General features: G+C 68.0%; 19 protein-coding genes. 11 read left to right on the forward strand and 8 right to left on the reverse strand.

Annotated features, from left to right (window positions below; all coding sequences use genetic code 11):
- Positions 1-55 precede the first annotated feature (55 nt).
- Both OD750_RS17470 and OD750_RS17475 read right to left on the reverse strand, forming a co-directional pair.
- Positions 56-1,177: an NAD(P)/FAD-dependent oxidoreductase gene (locus OD750_RS17470; RefSeq protein WP_263541975.1), complete on the reverse strand. Its 1,122-nt coding sequence runs from the start codon at positions 1,175-1,177 to the stop codon at positions 56-58.
- Between the two features lie 84 nt (positions 1,178-1,261).
- Complete coding sequence (locus tag OD750_RS17475) at positions 1,262-1,930, reverse strand: helix-turn-helix domain-containing protein (protein WP_263541976.1); 669 nt, start codon at positions 1,928-1,930, stop codon at positions 1,262-1,264.
- Positions 1,931-2,175: 245 nt separating this feature from the next.
- Here OD750_RS17475 and OD750_RS17480 point away from each other — a divergent pair, with 245 nt between their 5' ends.
- From OD750_RS17480 to OD750_RS17500, 5 genes are read left to right on the forward strand one after another with little or no spacing between them, the layout of a single operon-like run.
- A complete protein-coding gene (locus OD750_RS17480; protein WP_263541977.1) occupies positions 2,176-2,748 on the forward strand; it encodes an ECF-type sigma factor in 573 nt (190 codons plus the stop codon).
- 40 nt (positions 2,749-2,788) lie between these two features.
- Entirely contained in the window at positions 2,789-3,505 is a 717-nt protein-coding gene (locus OD750_RS17485; protein ID WP_263541978.1) for a pseudouridine synthase, read from the forward strand.
- 14 nt (positions 3,506-3,519) lie between these two features.
- Positions 3,520-4,002, forward strand: a complete 483-nt coding sequence (locus OD750_RS17490; protein ID WP_263541979.1) for a YajQ family cyclic di-GMP-binding protein — start codon at positions 3,520-3,522, stop codon at positions 4,000-4,002.
- Positions 4,002-4,424, forward strand: a complete 423-nt coding sequence (gene arfB, locus OD750_RS17495; RefSeq protein WP_263541980.1) for an alternative ribosome rescue aminoacyl-tRNA hydrolase ArfB — start codon at positions 4,002-4,004, stop codon at positions 4,422-4,424. The genes OD750_RS17490 and arfB overlap by 1 nt, the downstream gene beginning before the upstream one ends.
- Positions 4,421-5,017 carry a lysophospholipid acyltransferase family protein gene (locus OD750_RS17500; protein ID WP_263541981.1) on the forward strand — a complete coding sequence of 199 codons (597 nt, stop codon included), beginning with the start codon at positions 4,421-4,423 and terminating at the stop codon, positions 5,015-5,017. The genes arfB and OD750_RS17500 overlap by 4 nt, the downstream gene beginning before the upstream one ends.
- A 554-nt stretch (positions 5,018-5,571) precedes the next feature.
- On the opposite strand, the gene OD750_RS17505 is transcribed toward OD750_RS17500, so the two are convergent.
- Together OD750_RS17505 and OD750_RS17510 are read right to left on the reverse strand one after the other, a co-directional pair.
- The gene (locus tag OD750_RS17505) at positions 5,572-6,327 is read right to left on the reverse strand and encodes a tRNA(His) guanylyltransferase Thg1 family protein (protein WP_263541982.1); all 756 of its coding nucleotides are present in this window, start codon (positions 6,325-6,327) and stop codon (positions 5,572-5,574) included.
- Positions 6,317-6,754: an AAA family ATPase gene (locus OD750_RS17510; protein ID WP_263541983.1), complete on the reverse strand. Its 438-nt coding sequence runs from the start codon at positions 6,752-6,754 to the stop codon at positions 6,317-6,319. The genes OD750_RS17505 and OD750_RS17510 overlap by 11 nt, the downstream gene beginning before the upstream one ends.
- A 121-nt stretch (positions 6,755-6,875) precedes the next feature.
- Here OD750_RS17510 and OD750_RS17515 point away from each other — a divergent pair, with 121 nt between their 5' ends.
- Positions 6,876-7,358 carry a hypothetical protein gene (locus tag OD750_RS17515; protein ID WP_263541984.1) on the forward strand — a complete coding sequence of 161 codons (483 nt, stop codon included), beginning with the start codon at positions 6,876-6,878 and terminating at the stop codon, positions 7,356-7,358.
- 22 nt (positions 7,359-7,380) lie between these two features.
- Here OD750_RS17515 and OD750_RS17520 read toward each other — a convergent pair whose 3' ends face one another.
- Positions 7,381-8,517, reverse strand: coding sequence for a sensor histidine kinase (locus tag OD750_RS17520; RefSeq protein ID WP_263541985.1), 1,137 nt, complete (start codon positions 8,515-8,517; stop codon positions 7,381-7,383).
- Positions 8,518-8,667: 150 nt separating this feature from the next.
- Between OD750_RS17520 and OD750_RS17525 the strand changes: the two genes are divergently transcribed.
- Complete coding sequence (locus OD750_RS17525) at positions 8,668-9,366, forward strand: hypothetical protein (RefSeq protein WP_263541986.1); 699 nt, start codon at positions 8,668-8,670, stop codon at positions 9,364-9,366.
- 30 nt (positions 9,367-9,396) lie between these two features.
- On the opposite strand, the gene phhA is transcribed toward OD750_RS17525, so the two are convergent.
- On the reverse strand, positions 9,397-10,284 hold the full coding sequence (gene phhA, locus OD750_RS17530; RefSeq protein ID WP_263541987.1) for a phenylalanine 4-monooxygenase: 888 nt from the start codon (positions 10,282-10,284) through the stop codon (positions 9,397-9,399).
- A 127-nt stretch (positions 10,285-10,411) separates the two neighbouring features.
- Between phhA and OD750_RS17535 the strand changes: the two genes are divergently transcribed.
- A complete protein-coding gene (locus OD750_RS17535; RefSeq protein ID WP_263541988.1) occupies positions 10,412-10,882 on the forward strand; it encodes an Lrp/AsnC family transcriptional regulator in 471 nt (156 codons plus the stop codon).
- Positions 10,883-10,888: 6 nt separating this feature from the next.
- Here OD750_RS17535 and OD750_RS17540 read toward each other — a convergent pair whose 3' ends face one another.
- The gene (locus OD750_RS17540) at positions 10,889-11,686 is read right to left on the reverse strand and encodes a rhomboid family intramembrane serine protease (RefSeq protein WP_263541989.1); all 798 of its coding nucleotides are present in this window, start codon (positions 11,684-11,686) and stop codon (positions 10,889-10,891) included.
- 109 nt (positions 11,687-11,795) lie between these two features.
- Between OD750_RS17540 and OD750_RS17545 the strand changes: the two genes are divergently transcribed.
- From OD750_RS17545 to OD750_RS17555, 3 genes are all read left to right on the forward strand, one after another.
- A complete protein-coding gene (locus OD750_RS17545; protein WP_263541990.1) occupies positions 11,796-13,550 on the forward strand; it encodes a DUF885 domain-containing protein in 1,755 nt (584 codons plus the stop codon).
- A 195-nt stretch (positions 13,551-13,745) separates the two neighbouring features.
- Positions 13,746-14,948: a GGDEF domain-containing protein gene (locus OD750_RS17550; protein ID WP_263541991.1), complete on the forward strand. Its 1,203-nt coding sequence runs from the start codon at positions 13,746-13,748 to the stop codon at positions 14,946-14,948.
- Positions 14,945-16,117: a class I SAM-dependent rRNA methyltransferase gene (locus OD750_RS17555; protein ID WP_263541992.1), complete on the forward strand. Its 1,173-nt coding sequence runs from the start codon at positions 14,945-14,947 to the stop codon at positions 16,115-16,117. Before OD750_RS17550 ends, OD750_RS17555 begins: the two co-directional genes overlap by 4 nt.
- Positions 16,118-16,179: 62 nt before the next feature.
- Here OD750_RS17555 and OD750_RS17560 read toward each other — a convergent pair whose 3' ends face one another.
- The gene (locus OD750_RS17560) at positions 16,180-16,473 is read right to left on the reverse strand and encodes a GlsB/YeaQ/YmgE family stress response membrane protein (RefSeq protein ID WP_336407566.1); all 294 of its coding nucleotides are present in this window, start codon (positions 16,471-16,473) and stop codon (positions 16,180-16,182) included.
- Positions 16,474-16,503 lie beyond the last annotated feature (30 nt).

Genomic DNA, 16,503 nt, shown 5'->3' on the forward strand with positions numbered 1-16,503 from the left:
GCGGCACCGGATGATGCCTTGATCTAGCGCATACGGAAAATGAAACGCCCGGGGATCATCGCCGCGGCGCGATCGCCTTTGCGTCGACCCCGTGCGCCGCGAGATCGGCCGGCACCGCGTCGCCGAGCACGAGCGCCGCGGCGAGCCGCGACAGCGCCGGCGCGGTCTGCATGCCGTAGCCGCCTTGCCCGGCGAGCCAGAAGAAGCCGGGCGCATCCGGGTCGAAACCGACGACCGGGCTGCGGTCCGGCGCGAAGCTGCGCAAGCCCGCCCAGGCATGATGCACGCGACGCACGTCGAGCACGGTCGCGCGTTCGACGCGGTCGACCGCGAGCGCCACGTCCATGTCGTCGGGCATGGCGTCGCACGGCTCGCTCGGCGTTTCGTCGGCCGGCGACAGGAGCAGCTTGCCGGCGTCGGGTTTGAAGTAGAACGCCTCGTCGATGTCGATCGTCATCGGCACGGCGCGGCAGTCGATGCCGGGCGGCTCGTCGACGATCAGCGCCGTGCGGCGCAGCGGCGCGACGCCGGCCGCGGCGACGCCGGCGAGCGCCGCGACGGCATCGGCCCACGCACCGGCCGCGTCGACGACGATCGGCGCGGCATAGCGGCCGGCCGTCGTTTCGGCGATCCAGCGATCGCCTGCGCGATCGAGCGCGGTCAGCCCGGCGTTCGCGACGACGCGGCCGCCGGCCTCGCGCAGCCGCCGCAGAAAGCCGTGATGCAGGCCGTGCACGTCGATGTCGACCGCGCCGGGTTCGAACGCCGCGCCGGCGACGTAGCCGGGGCGCATCAGCGGCGCGCGGCGATACGCCTCGGCGACGTCGATGCGCTGCACGTGGCCGGCGACGTCGGGAAGCGCGACGAACGCGGCCAGCGCGTCGAGCTGATCGTCGCGCGCGACGTACAGCGAACCGCGCGGCCGCGTCAACGGCGCGTCGCAAAAGCCGGCCGGCGGGGCGAACAGAAACTCGCGGCTCGCGCGCGACAGCGCGCGCACCGGTTCGTTGCCGTAGCACGCCGAAAACAACGCGGCCGAGCGGCCGGTCGCGTGATAGCCCGGCTGCGCCTCGCGCTCGAGCACCGCGACGCGCGCACGCGGCGCCAGTTGCGCCGCGACGGATGCGCCGGCGATGCCGGCGCCGATGACCAGGACGTCGAACGATTCCATGCTCATTGCGTATCCGTCGGGCGGCGTTCGGATGAGTGACGCGCGGGCGGCCGTTCTAGCACGATCGCGACGATTTTCCCAATTGGAAAATCAGCTGCCGCGGCGCCGGCCGCCGCGCTTCCGAGCCGGCTCGGCCGGTTTCTCCAGCGCCGAGACGGTTTCCATGACGTGCGATTCGCTCGCCGAGCACACCGACAGCACGCGGCACGGCCCGTCGCCGGCGTTGAGGTAGGCGTGGCCCATGCCGCTGTCGAAATAGATCGAGTCGCCGGTTTCCAGCAGCGTCGGCGCGTACAGGTCGGTGTGCAGTTCGCACGTGCCTTCGAGCACGTAGGCGTATTCCTCGCCGGCGTGGCGGATCAGCGGGCCGAATTCGTCGAGCGTGCGCGCGTGAAGGTCGGCGATGATCGGCACGAAGCTTTTGTTGAGCAGGTCGGCGGCCGGGTACAGATGGCCGTAGTGCTGGCTTTCGATCGCGTAGCCCTCGCCCTTGCGCGCGATGCTGCGGCGCCCGCCGTAGCGGCCGGCCGGGGGCTGGTCGGCTTTCGCGAACAGCTCCGCGATGTCGATCCCGAGGCCTTCGGCGAGCCGCGTGAGCTTGTCGAACGTCAGCGCCATCTTGCCGTTTTCGAGCTTCGACAAGGTCGACACCGGCAAGCCGGTGCGGCCGGCGAGTTCGGCCAGCGTCAGACTCTGGCGCGTGCGCGCCGCGTGGAGCGCGGCGCCGGGGTTCGCGGCTGCCGCCTTCTTCTTCGCCATGCCGTTCCTCGTCGCGTTCGCGGCCGTCCGTAGTGCGGCCTACTTTACGCGTGCGCCGGGCCGGCGGCGAAATCGGCGCGCAGCGACTATTCGATACAGAAAGCTTTTCCGTATTGGAAACTCCGCGACTTGCACGACGCAGAGCGCCCGAGCGTATCGCTCGTCGCGATTCGTGCGCGGATCACGCCGGACTTACCGCTCGCGCCGTACACTCGCCGCTCCAGCCTTCGGGGGAGGACGACGGCGTGAACGAGCACGAACACGAGATCACCGAAAAAATGGCCGGCATGAACGCCGACCCCGGGCAGCGCCAGGCCGTCATGGGCCTCGTCTACGACGATCTCCTGCGCATCGCCCGCGCCGAACTCGCGCGGCATCGCCGCGGCGAAACGCTGAACACGCGCGCGCTGGTCAACGAGTGCTATCTGAAACTGTTCGACCGCGACGGCGCCGACTTCGAGAACCGCAAGCACTTCTTCGCGACCGCGGCGCGCGCGATGCGCCAGGTCGTGATCGACTACGCGCGCTCGCGGCTCGCCGATCGCCGCGGCGCCGGCGCCGAACATCTCGCGCTCGACCAGCTCGAAGGCGTGCCGCTGCCGGTCGACGAACAGGCCGAGCAGCTCGTCGGCATGGACAAGGCGCTCGAAAAACTCGCCGGCCTCGACGAGCGGCTCGTCACCGTCGTCGAACTGCGATTCTTCGCGGGACTCGAAGTCAAGGACATCGCCGAACTGCTCGGCGTCTCCGAGCCGACGATCAAGCGCGACACGCGCGCGGCGAAGGCGTTTCTGCAGAAGGAGCTCGGCGGCGGATGATTCGGGCAGGGGCGTGCCGGCGCTCGCGTAGAATCCGCCGATGAACGCCCCGCCCGAACTCGATCTTCTGTACGTCGACGAACATCTGGTCGTCGTCGACAAACCCGCCGGCATCGCCGTGCACCGCAGCAATCTCGTCGGCGCCGACGACGACTACGTGATCGACCGCCTGCGCCGTCAGATCGAAGGCCCGCTGCATCTGGCGCACCGTCTCGACCGCGCGACGAGCGGCGTGCTGCTGGTCGCGCGCTCGGTCGAGGCCGCGGCCGATCTGGGCCGTCAGCTGATGGACCGCAAAGTGGACAAATCGTATCTCGCGGTCGTGCGCGGGTGGCCGGCCGAGTCGGGCACGATCGACCACCCGCTGACCGGCGCGAGCCTCAAGGGCGAGCGCAAGCCCGCGCGCACGAACTGGCGGCGGCTCGCGACCGTCGAGCTGCCGATCGAGATGGGCCGCTATCCGCAGCAGCGCTACGCATTGCTCGACGTCGAACCGGAAACCGGCCGCTATCAGCAGATTCGCCGCCATTTCGCGCATGCGTCGCACCACATCGTGGGTGACACCACGCATGGTCGCGGCGATCACAACCGCCTGTTCCGCATGCACTACGGCGTGCATCGCCTGCTGCTGCACGCGTGGCGGCTGCGCTTTGCGCATCCGGCCGACGGCCGCGCGATGGGCCTTTCCGCGCCGGTCGACGCGATGTGGATCAAGGCGCTGGCTGGTCTGGGCTGGACGCTGCCGGCCGTTACGTAGGTAGAATGGCGGTCATGCCTTCCTTCGACATCGTCTCCAAACTCGACAGCCACGAAGTGACCAACGCGGTCGATCAGGCCAGTCGCGAACTCGACAAGCGCTTCGATTTCAAAGGCGCCGCCGCGAGCTTCGAACACGCCGACGGCGTGGTCACGCTCAAGGCCGACCAGGAATACCGCCTGAAGTCGATGCAGGAAATCCTCCTGCAGCGCATGGCCGCGCGCGGCATCGACATCCGCTGCATCGAATTCGACGACCCCGAAACCAATCTCGCGCAGGCGCGCCAGAAGGCGACGCTCAAGCAGGGCATCGACCAGGCGCTGGCGAAGAAGATCGTCAAGCTGATCAAGGATTCGGGCGTCAAGGCGCAGGCGCAGATCCAGGGCGACCAGCTGCGCGTAACGGGCAAGAAGCGCGACGACCTGCAGCTCGCGATCGCGCTCCTGCGCAAGAGCGACCTGGAAATGCCCTTGCAGTTCGAAAATTTCCGCGACTGATGCTCGAGGTCACCGCCGACATCCGTATCGCCGACGAGGAACTCGTCGAGAGCTTCGTGCGCTCGTCAGGGCCGGGCGGGCAAAATGTAAACAAAGTCGCAAGCGCGGTGGAGCTGCGCTTCGACGTCGCGCGTTCGCCGTCGCTGCCCGACGCCGTGCGCGAACGCCTGCTCGCGCGCGCCGACCGCCGGCTGACCGCCGACGGCGTGCTGGTGATCTCGGCGAGCCGTTTCCGCGACCAGGGCCGCAATCGCGAAGACGCGCGCATGCGCCTGGCCGAAATCGTGCGCGCCGCGACGCACGTGCCGAAAAAGCGCGTCAAGACGAAGCCGACGCGCGCGTCGCAGGAGCGCCGTCTGCAGGAAAAGAAAACGCGTTCGAAGCACAAGCTCGGGCGCTCGAAATCGTGGAAGGACGAATGACGCGCGCGCCGCTGCCGGTCTTGCCGCCGCACGCGCCCGCGTCGCCGCAGGGGCCGGGGCGCCGCTTCTTCGCGTGGCTTGCGGGCGCATGCGGCTGGCGGCTCGTCGGCGAGTTTCCGAACCTGCCGAAGCTCGTATTCGTCGCCGCGCCGCATTCGTCGTGGTGGGACGGCGTGTGGGGCCTGATGTTCAAGGTGGCGCTCGGGCTCGACGCATCGTTCATGGCCAAGCGCGAACTGTTCGTGGGCCCCCTCGGCTGGCTGCTCAAGCGCATGGGCGGCATCCCGATCGAGCGCAGCGCGGCGCACGGCGTTGTCGAGCAGATGGTCGAGCGCTTCGAAAAGCGCGAAAAGCTCTGGCTCGGCATCGCCGCGGAAGGCACGCGCAAGCCGGTACAAAAGTGGAAATCGGGTTTCTGGCACATCGCGCGTGCGGCGGGCGTGCCGGTGATGACGATCTACTTCAACTATCCGAACAAGACCATCGGCATCGGGCCGGTGTTCGAACTGACCGACGACGCGGCGGCCGACGTCGCGCGCATTCGCGAGTTTTATCGGCCTTGGCGGGGGAAGTATCGCGGGGCGTTCGACTAGGATTCCGGATCGACGCCCTTCCTTGGGCGCCGCGGATCTTTGTTGATTGTCGCGTTGTAGCTAACGCAACGTGTTGAACAAAGCGTTCCGCTCGCTGCCGCGAGCGGGCAAGGAGAGGTTGCTTGCCCAACCCCTCCCTGCACCCTCCAAGGGCACCCCGACGGCCGCGGTTTGCGGGCATCCGTGCCCGCAAACTCCGCGAGATCGCTCCGGGGTTCGTTGATGGGCCATCCATGGCCCGTCAACGAACTGCGCGCATCCCTGCGCGCACCCGCTGCGCGGGCTTTTCCTCCGCAATCTCGCCGCGACCGACGGGGCCCCGGGTGAAGCGGGCGGCTTCCTGCCGCCAGAAGCAACGGCAACAGCGACAGCAGCAGCGACAGCCAAAGCGCGGCAATTTCTTGGCTCGTCATTCCAGCGAGGAGCGCAGCGACAACGGCAGAGCCGGCCCGGAGGGCGAGCGACGTAGTCGTGAGTCAAGCTGGAATCCAGCTTGCAAGCATCAACGATCACGCGCATTCGCGTGCTACGGAAGTCATCCCCGGAGCGCTCGACTATGTGATTCGTTCGAGCACGAGCGCGCTGTAGGCATCCTTCATCGGCAACTGCGATTCGACATGAAGCTCGCGGCGTCGCGCGAGCGTCGCCGACCCGGTGCGCGGATCGACGCCTGGCGTTTCGACGTCGTGCCACCACAGGCCGGTGCCGCGGCGCTGCCAGGCCGGCAGGTCGTTGAAGTTCACGCCGCGGACGAACAGGCATTCGTTCTTGTCGGCGACCGACATGCCGCGCAGGCGTGCGGTCGCGGCGCGGGCATCGACGCCTTCCTTGCGCAGCGCCCAGTAGCAATGCGCGTTCAGCGCGTTGCGATGCGCGTCTTCGTGGCGCCAGCGGAAGTAATCGACGACGAGCGCGTCGGTCGGCAGTTCGCTCAGGCGGCAGTCGAACGCGGCGAGCGTACCGAGCGCCAACGAGAACTTCGCGCTCGCTTCGCCGGCAAGCACCGACAGGAACTTGCGCCGCTTGCGGCCGAACTGGTCTTCGTCGCGGTGCAGCAGCAGCGAGATTTCGTCGCTCTGCGTGTAGCCGTAGACGACGCGAAATCCCGCGTCCATCAGATGCGCAGCCGTCGCGAGCATCGCGTCGCGGAAACGCGTGTCGAACGGGGCTTCGAGCGGCAGCGTCTCTTTCGTCAGTCGCGTGAAGTTCTTGCCGTCCAGGCGCGCGACGATATGGATTTGCGGCAGCACGCAGCCGTCGTGTGCCGTTTCGAAGACGCGCATGCGGCGGTCGAGGTCGTCAAACTTCATCGCGCCACTCCGATACGTCGAACTCGCCGGTCGCTTCGACGAGTCGCACGAACGAGAGCGTGTCGAAGCCTTCGTCGAGCGTCGGCAACTGCAGCCGCGCGCTGGTGCCGCGCAGGCCGCGTTCGGGCACCTGCCGTTCGCGCGCGGCGTTGCGGCGCAGCGCGTCGTCGATGCGCGACTCGAACAAGTAGCCGGCGACGCGAAACCGCGCCGCCCGTGCCCCAGCGATGTAGCGCTGACGTTCCTCGCGCGTCGGATTCGTGTTGTCGACGACGAACGGCTGCCCCGTATCGAGGCAGGCGCCGAGGAACACGCCTTCGCGATGCCGCGTGCGCAGCATGTCGAGATTCAGGCGCACATGCGTATCGGCGAAGCGTCGCTGGAAGAACGACGATTTGCCGGTTGCCTGCAGGCCGATGAGCAGCACGCATTCCATAGCCGGTCGCGGTATTGGCGGGTCGCGCAGGATCGGCCAGGCCGCGCGGCGGTGTCCAGCCCATAAACCCGCTGTCGCTTTTCTGTAACGCGGCGGCGCGACACTGCCGCCCATGTCCAACGGTCTGCTCCTCGCGCTGATGTGCCTCGCCGCCACGGGTTTTGCCTGTGCCGCGGCGTGGAGCCGTCCGTCGCCGCGTCATCCGCAGCGTTGGGACGCCGCCCTGGCTCTCGTACTCGCGCTCGCCGCCGTCGAACTGATCCTGCTCGGTTCGCCGCTGGGTCTGATGTTTCCGACGCTTGCGCTGATCGGCCTGCCGCTGCCGCTCGCCGTCGGTCCGTTCTGGTGGCGCAGCCGCAGTTCGCGCACGCGCTGGTCGTGGCGCCGCTGGCTGCTGCGCTCGCTGCCCGGCGCGTCGGCGCTCGTCGTCATCGTCGCGCTGTACGGCATGGGCGACGAATTCATGGCGCAGACCGGCTTGCTGCCGATGCAGGTGATGCTCGTCGCCGCGCTCGCGAACGTCGGCGTCTGCACGCTGCGCGCGATTCCGGTGCGCCTCGTCGTGCCGCGCGCGCATCAGGCCCTCGCGCACTGACGCCGCGGGCGTCCCCGTTCGCTCAATCCGGAATTCGCGCCTCGATCCGCACGCCGCTGCCCGCCGCCGCGCTGACGTCGAGCGTGCCGCCGAGTCCCTCGACGCGTTCGCGCATGCCGGTCAGGCCGTTGCCCGCGCGCAGGCACGCCGACCCGACGCCGTCGTCGGCGATCGCGAGCACCAGCGCATCGCCGTCGCGCGCGAGCCGCAGCGTCGCGTGCGTCGCGCCGGCATGGCGCACGATGTTCGTCAGCGCCTCCTGCGCGACGCGGATCACCGCTTCGGCCTGCGCGACGTCGGCCGCGCGCGCGTCGTCGCCGAGTTCGACCGCGATGCGCGGCTTCGGCAGCGGCGCGACGAGCGCGTGTATCGCGTGGCGCAGGTCCATGCCTTCGTGCTGGCGCAGCTGCGCGACCACGCCGCGCACGTCGCCGAGCAGCTCGCCGGCGAGCTGCGAGGCGGTGCCGAGCGCCTTCTTGCGATCGACGTCGCTGTCGCGTTCGAGCAGCGCGAGGTTGAGCTTGAGCGCCGTCAGCTTGTGGCCGACGACGTCGTGCAGCTCGCGCGACAGGCGCAGGCGTTCCTGGTCGCGCGCGCTTTCCTCGAGCAGCGAGCGCGTGGCGAGCAGATGCGCGTTGACGCTGCGCAGCTGCGCCGCCGCGGTTTCGGCGCGGCGCGCGTACCAGGCGGTGACGGCGGCGAAGCATTCGAAGCCGGAGTAGATCAGCACGATCAGTCCCGGCTTCGACGCCTGCCAGACGAACGCGAGCACGCCGTAGAGCACGACGTTGATCGCGACCGCCGCGACGACGAGCGCACGCAGCGACAGCAGCATCGCCAGTTCGCTCAGCACGACGACGAGCAGCACCGGCGCGGTCGTCGTGCGCGCGAACCAGCACACGCCGAGCGCGAACACGGCCTGCAGCGCGACCGACACGCGCTGCGGCCGCACGCGCGACGCATCGTCGCCGCTCGTAAGGTCGGGCCAGACGAACGCCGCGAGAAACGCGGCGAGCAGCAAGCCGACGAGCGACTCGGCGCCGGGCGCGATCGCGCGGTTCTCGCCGACGAACGAGGCGACGACGCCTAGCCACGCGAGGAACGCGGCGAGGTTCAGCGGTTGCGCGAGGCTGCGCAGGCGGGCGAGGGCGATGGACACGGCCGCAAGCGTTTCACCGATCGCCGGCGCCGGCAAGGCGGTACGCGTACGAGGTGACTTCCGGCAGGTCGAATCGGTTACCGGCGGCATCTGCCGCGGCGGCGGTGCCGGTTGCAGCATGGCGGCGTCCGATCAAAGGAGCCAGCCGTCATGTCAGCCTACGAGATCGTCAAGTATTCGCATGCCTCGATCGGCGCGCTCGCGCTGATCGCGTTCTGGGTCGCCGCGTTCGCGCGCAAGGGCTCGCCGCTGCACGTCGGCGTCGGCCGCGTCTATCTCGTGACGATGGCCGCGATCGTCGCAACCGCGCTGCCGCTCGTCGCGGTGCGTTTCGCCAAGGGCCAGTTCGTGACCGGGGCGTTTTTCGTGCTGCTGCTCTCGCTCGTCGCGACGGCGTGCTTCGTCGCGTGGACGGCGATACGCCACAAGCGCGACTGGCACCGCTTCACCGGCCGCGGTTATCGCGCGCTGATGCTGTCGAACTTCGCCGCCGGCACCGCCGTGACGGTGCTCGGCACGATCTACTCGCGCTGGATCTTCGTCGCGTTCGGCGTGTTCGGCGCGAAGCTCGGCTGGGACATGTGGAAGTTTCTGCGCGAGGAGACGAAGGCGCCGAACTGGTGGTTCGTGCAGCACTATCAGGCAATGATCGGCAACGGCATCGCCACGCACATCGCGTTCGCGCTGATCGGCCTGCCGCGCCTGTTTCCGGATGCGAGCACGGGCGTGCTCACCTACGTCGGCTGGCTCGCGCCGCTGGCGATCGGCATCACGACGCAGTACGTGCTCGATCGCAAGTACGTGAAGAAAACCGCGGCGGTGAGGCGCACGGCGCCCGCCGCCGTGTGAATCGCTTAGCGCCTGCGAACGACGGCGATGTCAGACGTCGCCGTCATTGAGCCAGCCTTCGCCGCTGCCGCGCTGCCAGACGGTGTCGGTCGCGAGCACGTCGCCCGCCGCGTGCGACGGCGCGTCGTGCAGGCGCGCGTAGATCGGCGTGAAGTCGGGCCGCGTCGCTTCCATCAGCTCTTCGTAGCTGTCGATGACGAAGTAGGTTTTCTGGTACGTGTCGATGCGGTAGCGCGTCTGCATCACGCGTTCGAGGTCGAAGCCGATGCGGTTCGGTGCGGGCGATTCGAGGCTGTAGATCGATTCGCCCTTCGAACTCACGATGCCCGCGCCGTAGATGCGCAGGCCCTCGTCGGTGCGGATCAGCCCGAATTCGACGGTATACCAGTACAGACGGGTCAGATTCTGCAGCGCTTCCGGCCCGATCGCCGCGGCCTTCACGCCGCCGGCGCCGTAGGCCTGCATGTAGTCGGCGAACACGGGATTGAGCAGCAGCGGCACGTGGCCGAACAGGTCGTGGAACATGTCCGGCTCGGCGAGGTAGTCGAGCTGCTCGGGCTTTCTGATCCACCAGGTCACCGGAAACCGGCGGTTCGCGAGATGCTCGAAGAACGTCAGTTCCGGCAGCAGCCCTTCGACGGCGATCAGCTCCCAGCCGGTCGCGGGCTTGAGCACGCGGTTGAGATCGGAAAAGCGCGGAATCGCGTCGGCCGTCATGTGCAGCCGTTCCTGGTTCGTCACGAATTCCTTCGCGGCGCGGCCGACGAGGATTTCGCGCTGGCGCTTGAACAGCGTCGCCCAGGTGTCGTGATCGACCGCCGTGTAGGTGTCCCACGGCTGCTCGATCACCGTGGTCGTATAGACCGGCACGTAACCCTTGTCGGTCATCTGATGTTCGACGCGGCGCGGGGTTTCCATGGCGGGCTCCTGGTGACGGTTGCTGCACGCAGTGTAGGCGCAGCGCCACGCAACAGGCTTGCTTTGTTGCACGATATGGCGGCTTCGGCGCAATATTCGTGCGTCATCAGCGAATACCGAGCAAGAAATGACTGACACCGGCCTGGACCGCACCGACCTGCGCATCCTCGAGGCGCTGCAGTCGGACGGCCGCGTCACCAATGCCGACCTCGCCGAGAAGGTGAATCTGTCGGCGTCGGCGTGCCTGCGCCGCGTGCAGCGGCTCGAGCAGGACGGCGTGATCACGGGCTATGCCGCGCAGGTCGATCCGCGCGCGGTCGGGCTCGGCCTGCAGGCGTTCGTGCGCGTGCAGCTCGGGCGGCACGACGCCGAATCGATCGCGCTCTTCGTGCGCCGTGTCGACGAATCGAAAGAAGTGGTCGCCTGCCATGCGCTGACCGGCGACATGGACTATCTGCTGCACGTCGTGGTCGAGGATCTCGACCACTTTTCGCGATTCCTGCTCGACCGGCTGCTCAACGAATCGGGCGTCGCCGACGTCAACTCGAGCTTCGTGCTGCGCACGGTGAAGCAGACGCACGCATTGCCGCTGGCCTGAATCGGGTCAGTGCAGCGTCGGCGGTTCGTCCTGTCCCTGTCGCGGCCGCACCGGAAAGAAGATCACGCGACCGCGCGGCTCGTCGTCTTCTTCGCCGCGCTGCCACAGCACCGGCACGTGGCCCGGCCGCGGCAGTTCCAGCTCGTTGCGCTCGCGTTCGCGCTCGGCCGCCTCGGCTTCCTCTTCGAGCTCCCAGCTCGGCTTCGGCTCGGGCGCCGGCGGGTCGAGCTTGCGCCACAGCACCGCCGCGAGCGCGCCGGCGACGGCGCCGGAGAAATGCGCTTCCCACGACACGTCCGGTTCGCGCGGCAGCACCGTCACCACCATGCCGCCGTAGAGGAAGAACGTCACCATCGCCACGACGATCGCGTTGCGGTCCTGGCGCAGAAGGCCCAGGAAGAACAGGTAGAACATCAGGCCGTGCGCAAGGCCGCTCGCGCCGAAATGCCATGACGGCCGGCCGATCAGCCAGATGCCGATGCCCGAGAGGATCCAGATCAGCGGCACGGCGCGCAGCGTGCCCTTCGGATAGTTGAACAGCGCCAGCGCGAGCATCACGAGGATCGGCACGCTGTTCATGATGAGGTGCTCGAACGATCCGTGCACGAGCGGCGAGGTCAGCACGCCGAGGAGGCCGTACCACTCGCCCGGCCGCACGCCGAGCCAGTGGAACGACGACAGGCTCGCGATCTCGACGAGCTTGACGAGCCACAGCACGGCGACGAACGCGAGCGACACCCAGATCGCGAACTTCAGCTGCGGCAGGTCGCGCTTGGGCACGCGCGGGGCGGATTCGATGTCCATCGCGGCGAGGTTGGGGCGTGGCGATTCGGCGCAAGGGGGCAAACGAAATGCACACGACCGGCAAGCCCGATGCGCGCTAGGCTCGGGCGCATCCCTGGGGAGTACCACCATGCGTCTGATTCGCCTAGCCTTTCTCGTGTGCGCCGCGGCCGCCCTCGCGCCGGCGTTCGCCGACACCGCCGCCGACCAGCGCTTCACCGACCTCTACCAGCGCGAGTGGGCCTGGCGCCTCAAGCAGTATCCGACGATGGCGACGTCGGTCGGCTCGCACGACGACGACGACAAGCTCGGCCACGTCGACGCGAAGACGCAGGCGCAGCGCCTCGTCGCGCTCGAAGGCTACAAGAAGGAACTCGACGCGATCGACCCGAAGGCGCTGTCGCCCGAACAGCGCACGAACTACGCGATCTACGCCGCGCAGCTCGCCAATTCGATCGACGGCATCAAGCTCAAGGCCTACCTCATTCCGATGACGTCGGATTCGAGCTTCTACGCCGACCTGCCGATGATGGCCGAATCGCATCCGTTCGCGACGAAGCGCGACTACGAGAACTACATCAAACGCCTGGAAGCGGTGCCGGGTCTGTTCGACGAATACACCGTGCTGCTCAAGGAAGGCATCCGCACCGGCATGACGCTGCCGCGCGTGGTGCTCGACGGCCGCGACGCGCCGATCCGCAAGGTGGCCGAGCTCAAGGACGTCACCGAGAGCCCGTTCTACGCGCCGTTCAAAACGTTCCCGCCGTCGGTCAGCGTCGACGACGCGAAGAAGCTCGCCGCCGACGGCGAGCGCGCGATCCGCACGGCGGTCGTGCCGGCGTACGCGAAGCTGCTGAAATTCTTCACCGGCGAATACATGCCCAAGGCGCGCCAGACGCTCGGCGCGTACTCGCTGCCGAACGGCAAGGCGTTCTACCAGTCGCAGATCCGCGAATACACGACGCTCGATCTGTCGCCGGAAGAAATCCACAAGATCGGCGTGTCGGAAGTCGCGCGCATTCGCGCCGAAATGGAAAAAGTGAAGAACGACGCCAAGTTCGACGGCGACTTCGCCGCGTTCCTGAAGTTCTTGCGCACCGATCCGCAGTTCTACGCCAAGACGCCGCGCGAACTCCTGATGCACGCGAGCTACTACGCCAAGCGCATCGACGGCATGCTGCCGAAATACTTCGGCAAGCTGCCGCGCATCCCGTACGGCGTCGCGCCCGTGCCCGAGGCGATCGCGCCGTACTACACGACCGGCCGCTACAGCGGCCCGCCCGAAGGCGGCAAGGGCGCGGGTTTCTACTGGGTCAACACCTGGAAGCTCGAAGCGCGGCCGATCTACGCGCTGCCCGCGCTGACGCTGCACGAGGCGGTGCCGGGTCATCACCTGCAGGGCGCGCTCGCGATGGAGCAGGGCGAGCAGCCGCCGTTTCGCCGCTACAGCTACATCTCGGCGTTCGGCGAGGGCTGGGCGCTGTACACCGAGCACCTGGGCGTCGAAATGGGCGTGTACGAGACGCCGTACGACCACTTCGGCCGCCTGACCTACGAAATGTGGCGCGCCTGCCGCCTCGTCATCGACACCGGCGTGCACGCGATGGGCTGGACGCGCGAGGCGTCGCTGGCGCTCCTGCGCGACAACACGGCGCTGTCCGAGCACGAGATCACGACCGAAGTCGATCGCTACATCAGCTGGCCGGCTCAGGCGCTCTCGTACAAGCTCGGCGAGCTCAAGATCCGCGAACTGCGGGCGAAGGCCGAAAAGACGATGGGCGAACGCTTCGACCTGCGCGCGTTCCACGACGCCGTGCTGTCGCTCGGCTCGGTGCCGCTGCCGGTGCTCGAGGCGCGCGTCGACGACTTCATCGCCGGCAAGTAGCCGCGCGCGGCCGACGCACGGCGAAAAACGCCGCGCGTGGGTCCACGGAGGTAAATCCTTGTAAACGCTGCCGTAAGGCGGCGTGTGCGCCGTTGCGCCGCTGTCGGCCTTGCAGTTAGATGATCGCAGCGGTCGCGGTCGTTCGACGCGAGGGTCGGGCAGGAGCCCATCCCCGGCGTCGGGCAAAGGGGGCGCATGCTCTTCGATGTGCGCACGGCGATGTTCCTGGCGGCGTTCATCACGCTGATGCTCGCCGTGTGCCTCGCGGCGACGCTCAACCGCCAGGAACCTCCGGTCGCCGGCGCCGTCGCCCTGTGGGTGCGCGCGACCGCGCTGCAGCCGTTCGCGTGGCTGCTGCTCGCGCTGCGCGACTACGTGCCCGACGTCTGGTCGATCGTCCTCGGCAACGCGCTCATCTGCTTCGCCTATGCCGAGTATCCGCGTGCGCTGCGGCTGTTCACGCGCGGACACGCCGGTTCGCCGCTGCCGCATTTCGTCGCCGGAGCGACGCTCGCGCCGGTCGCGGCATTCACCTGGATCTGGCCGAGCGTGGCTGCGCGTACCGTGGCCACGTCGCTGGCGATCCTCGTGCTGTTCGCGCTGGCCGTGTCCGCGCTCGTGCGCGGCACGCCGCGACCGCTGCCGCGCAGCCATGCGATCACCGCCGCGGCGTTTTTCGTCGGCGCATTGTTGCTGGGCGTGCGCGCGGCGTTCGAAGGCTTCACGCACACGCCGCTGACGAGCGGCACCGCGGTGACGCCGATGCAGGTGCTGATCTTCGGTTATTCGGCGCTCGCGCCGGTGCTCATGACGTTCGGCTTCGTGCTGATGTGCAACGACCGCATGCGTGCCGAACTCGAACGGCTCGCCGCGACCGATCCGCTGACCGGCGTATGGAACCGCCGCATGCTCGAGCAGCTCGTGACGAGCCAGCTCGCCGACGCGCGCCGGCATTTCCGGCCGGTGTCGGCGCTCCTGATCGATGCCGACCATTTCAAGCTGATCAACGACGGCTTCGGGCACGACGTCGGCGACGCCGCGCTCAAGGCGCTCGCGGCCGACGTGCGCAGCCACCTGCGGCCGGGCGACCTGATCGGACGGCTCGGCGGCGAGGAATTTCTGGTGGTGCTCGCCGGCGCGGCCTCGGCCGAGGCGGTGGCCGTCGCCGAGCGCCTGCGCGAGAGCGTCGCGGCGCTGGCGATCGATGTGCACGGCATCGCGCTCAAGCTCAGCATCAGCATCGGCGTCGCGACGCTCGCCGATACGAGCCACGATTTCGGCGCGCTCGTGCGCCGCGCCGACGAGGCGATGTACGAGGCCAAGCGCGCCGGCCGCAACCGGGTGTCGCTCGCGATGCGGCCGGCGGGAGCCGTGCAAGCCGTTACAATGGCGCGATGAACACGCCCAATCCCGTCGTACAGCTCAAGATCGAACGCCGCTCGAACCATCCCTGGATCTTCCAGAAAATGGTCGAAAAACCCGACCCGCGCCCGAAACCCGGCTCGGTCGTCGATATCTACGACCGCGACGGCACCTTCGCCGGCCGCGGCTTCTACAACGGCCACTCGCGCATCGCGCTGCGCGTGCTGACCGAAGACCCGGACGAGCCGGTCGACGCCGCGTTCTTCGAGCGCAAGATCGGCCAGGCCGTGCGACTGCGCCGCGACGTGCTCAAACTCGACGCCGTGACCGACGCGTACCGCCTGATCCATTCCGAAGGCGACGGTCTTTCGGGCCTCGTCGTCGACCGCTTCGCCGACACGCTCGTCGTCGAATACTTCTCGGCCGGCATGTTCAAGCAGCGCGACCTGATCCGCCGCTGCCTGCTCGATCACTTTCCGGACAGCCAGATCTACGCGTTCGCCGAAGAACACGTGCAGAAGCAGGAAAGCTTCGACTGCGCCACGCCGCCGACGCCCAGGCCGACCGTGATCGTCGAGCACGGCGTGCGCTTTCACGCCGCGCCCGGCACGAAGCACAAGACCGGCTTCTTCGTCGACCAGCGCGACAACCGCCACCAGCTCGCGCAGTTCTGCGAAGGCAAGCGCGTGCTCGACCTGTGCTGCAACTCCGGCGGCTTTGCGATCTACGCCAAGACGATCGGCGGCGCCGGCGAGGTGGTCGGCGTCGATCTCGACGAGGAGATTCTCGAAGTCGCCGAACAGAATGCACGTTTGAACAAAGCGAAGATCCGCTTCGTGCAGGCCGACATCTTCCACTGGCTGCGCGACGTCGCCTCGGGCCGCGCCGAGCAGTTCGACGTGGTGGTGCTCGATCCGGCGAAGATGACGCGCGACCGCGAGCAGGTGATTCCGGCGCTGAAAAAATACCTCGACATGAACAAGCTCGCGCTCGGCGCGGTCAAGCCGGGCGGCATCTTCCTCACGTGCTCGTGCACCGGTCTCGTCAGCGAGGAGCAGTTTCTCGACATGCTGCGCCGTGCCGCTTTCTACGCGAACCGCACGGTGCAGGTGCTCAAGGTGGCCGGCGCCGGCATGGACCATCCGTTCATGGCGCACGTCGGCGAAAGCCGGTATCTCAAAGCGGTGTTCTGCCGGGTCGAATGACGCCGGCGGGGTTCGGACGAACACGAAAACGCCGGCATTCGCCGGCGTTTTTCGTGCGCGCTTCAGGCGCGTTTTATGAGACTGATGAGGAACAGCAGGATCACCGCGCCGATGAACGCGTGGATGATCGCGCCGAGCCAGCCGCCGCCGATGACGATGCCGATCCTCGGCAGCAGGAAGCTCGCCAGGAACGCGCCGAGTATGCCGACGACGATGTTTCCGACGATGCCCAAACCGCGTCCGCGCATGACCGTCGCCGCCAGCCAGCCCGCGATACCACCGATCAACAACGTGATGATCAACGCTTCTACCGACATGATCCGTTCTCCGTCCGAGTGGATATCCACGGCGGCCATCAACGATCGTTCGTCGCGATTCCCCCTGCA

The sequence above is a fragment of the Tahibacter soli genome (assembly GCF_025717065.2).
Classification (GTDB): domain Bacteria; phylum Pseudomonadota; class Gammaproteobacteria; order Xanthomonadales; family Rhodanobacteraceae; genus Tahibacter; species Tahibacter soli.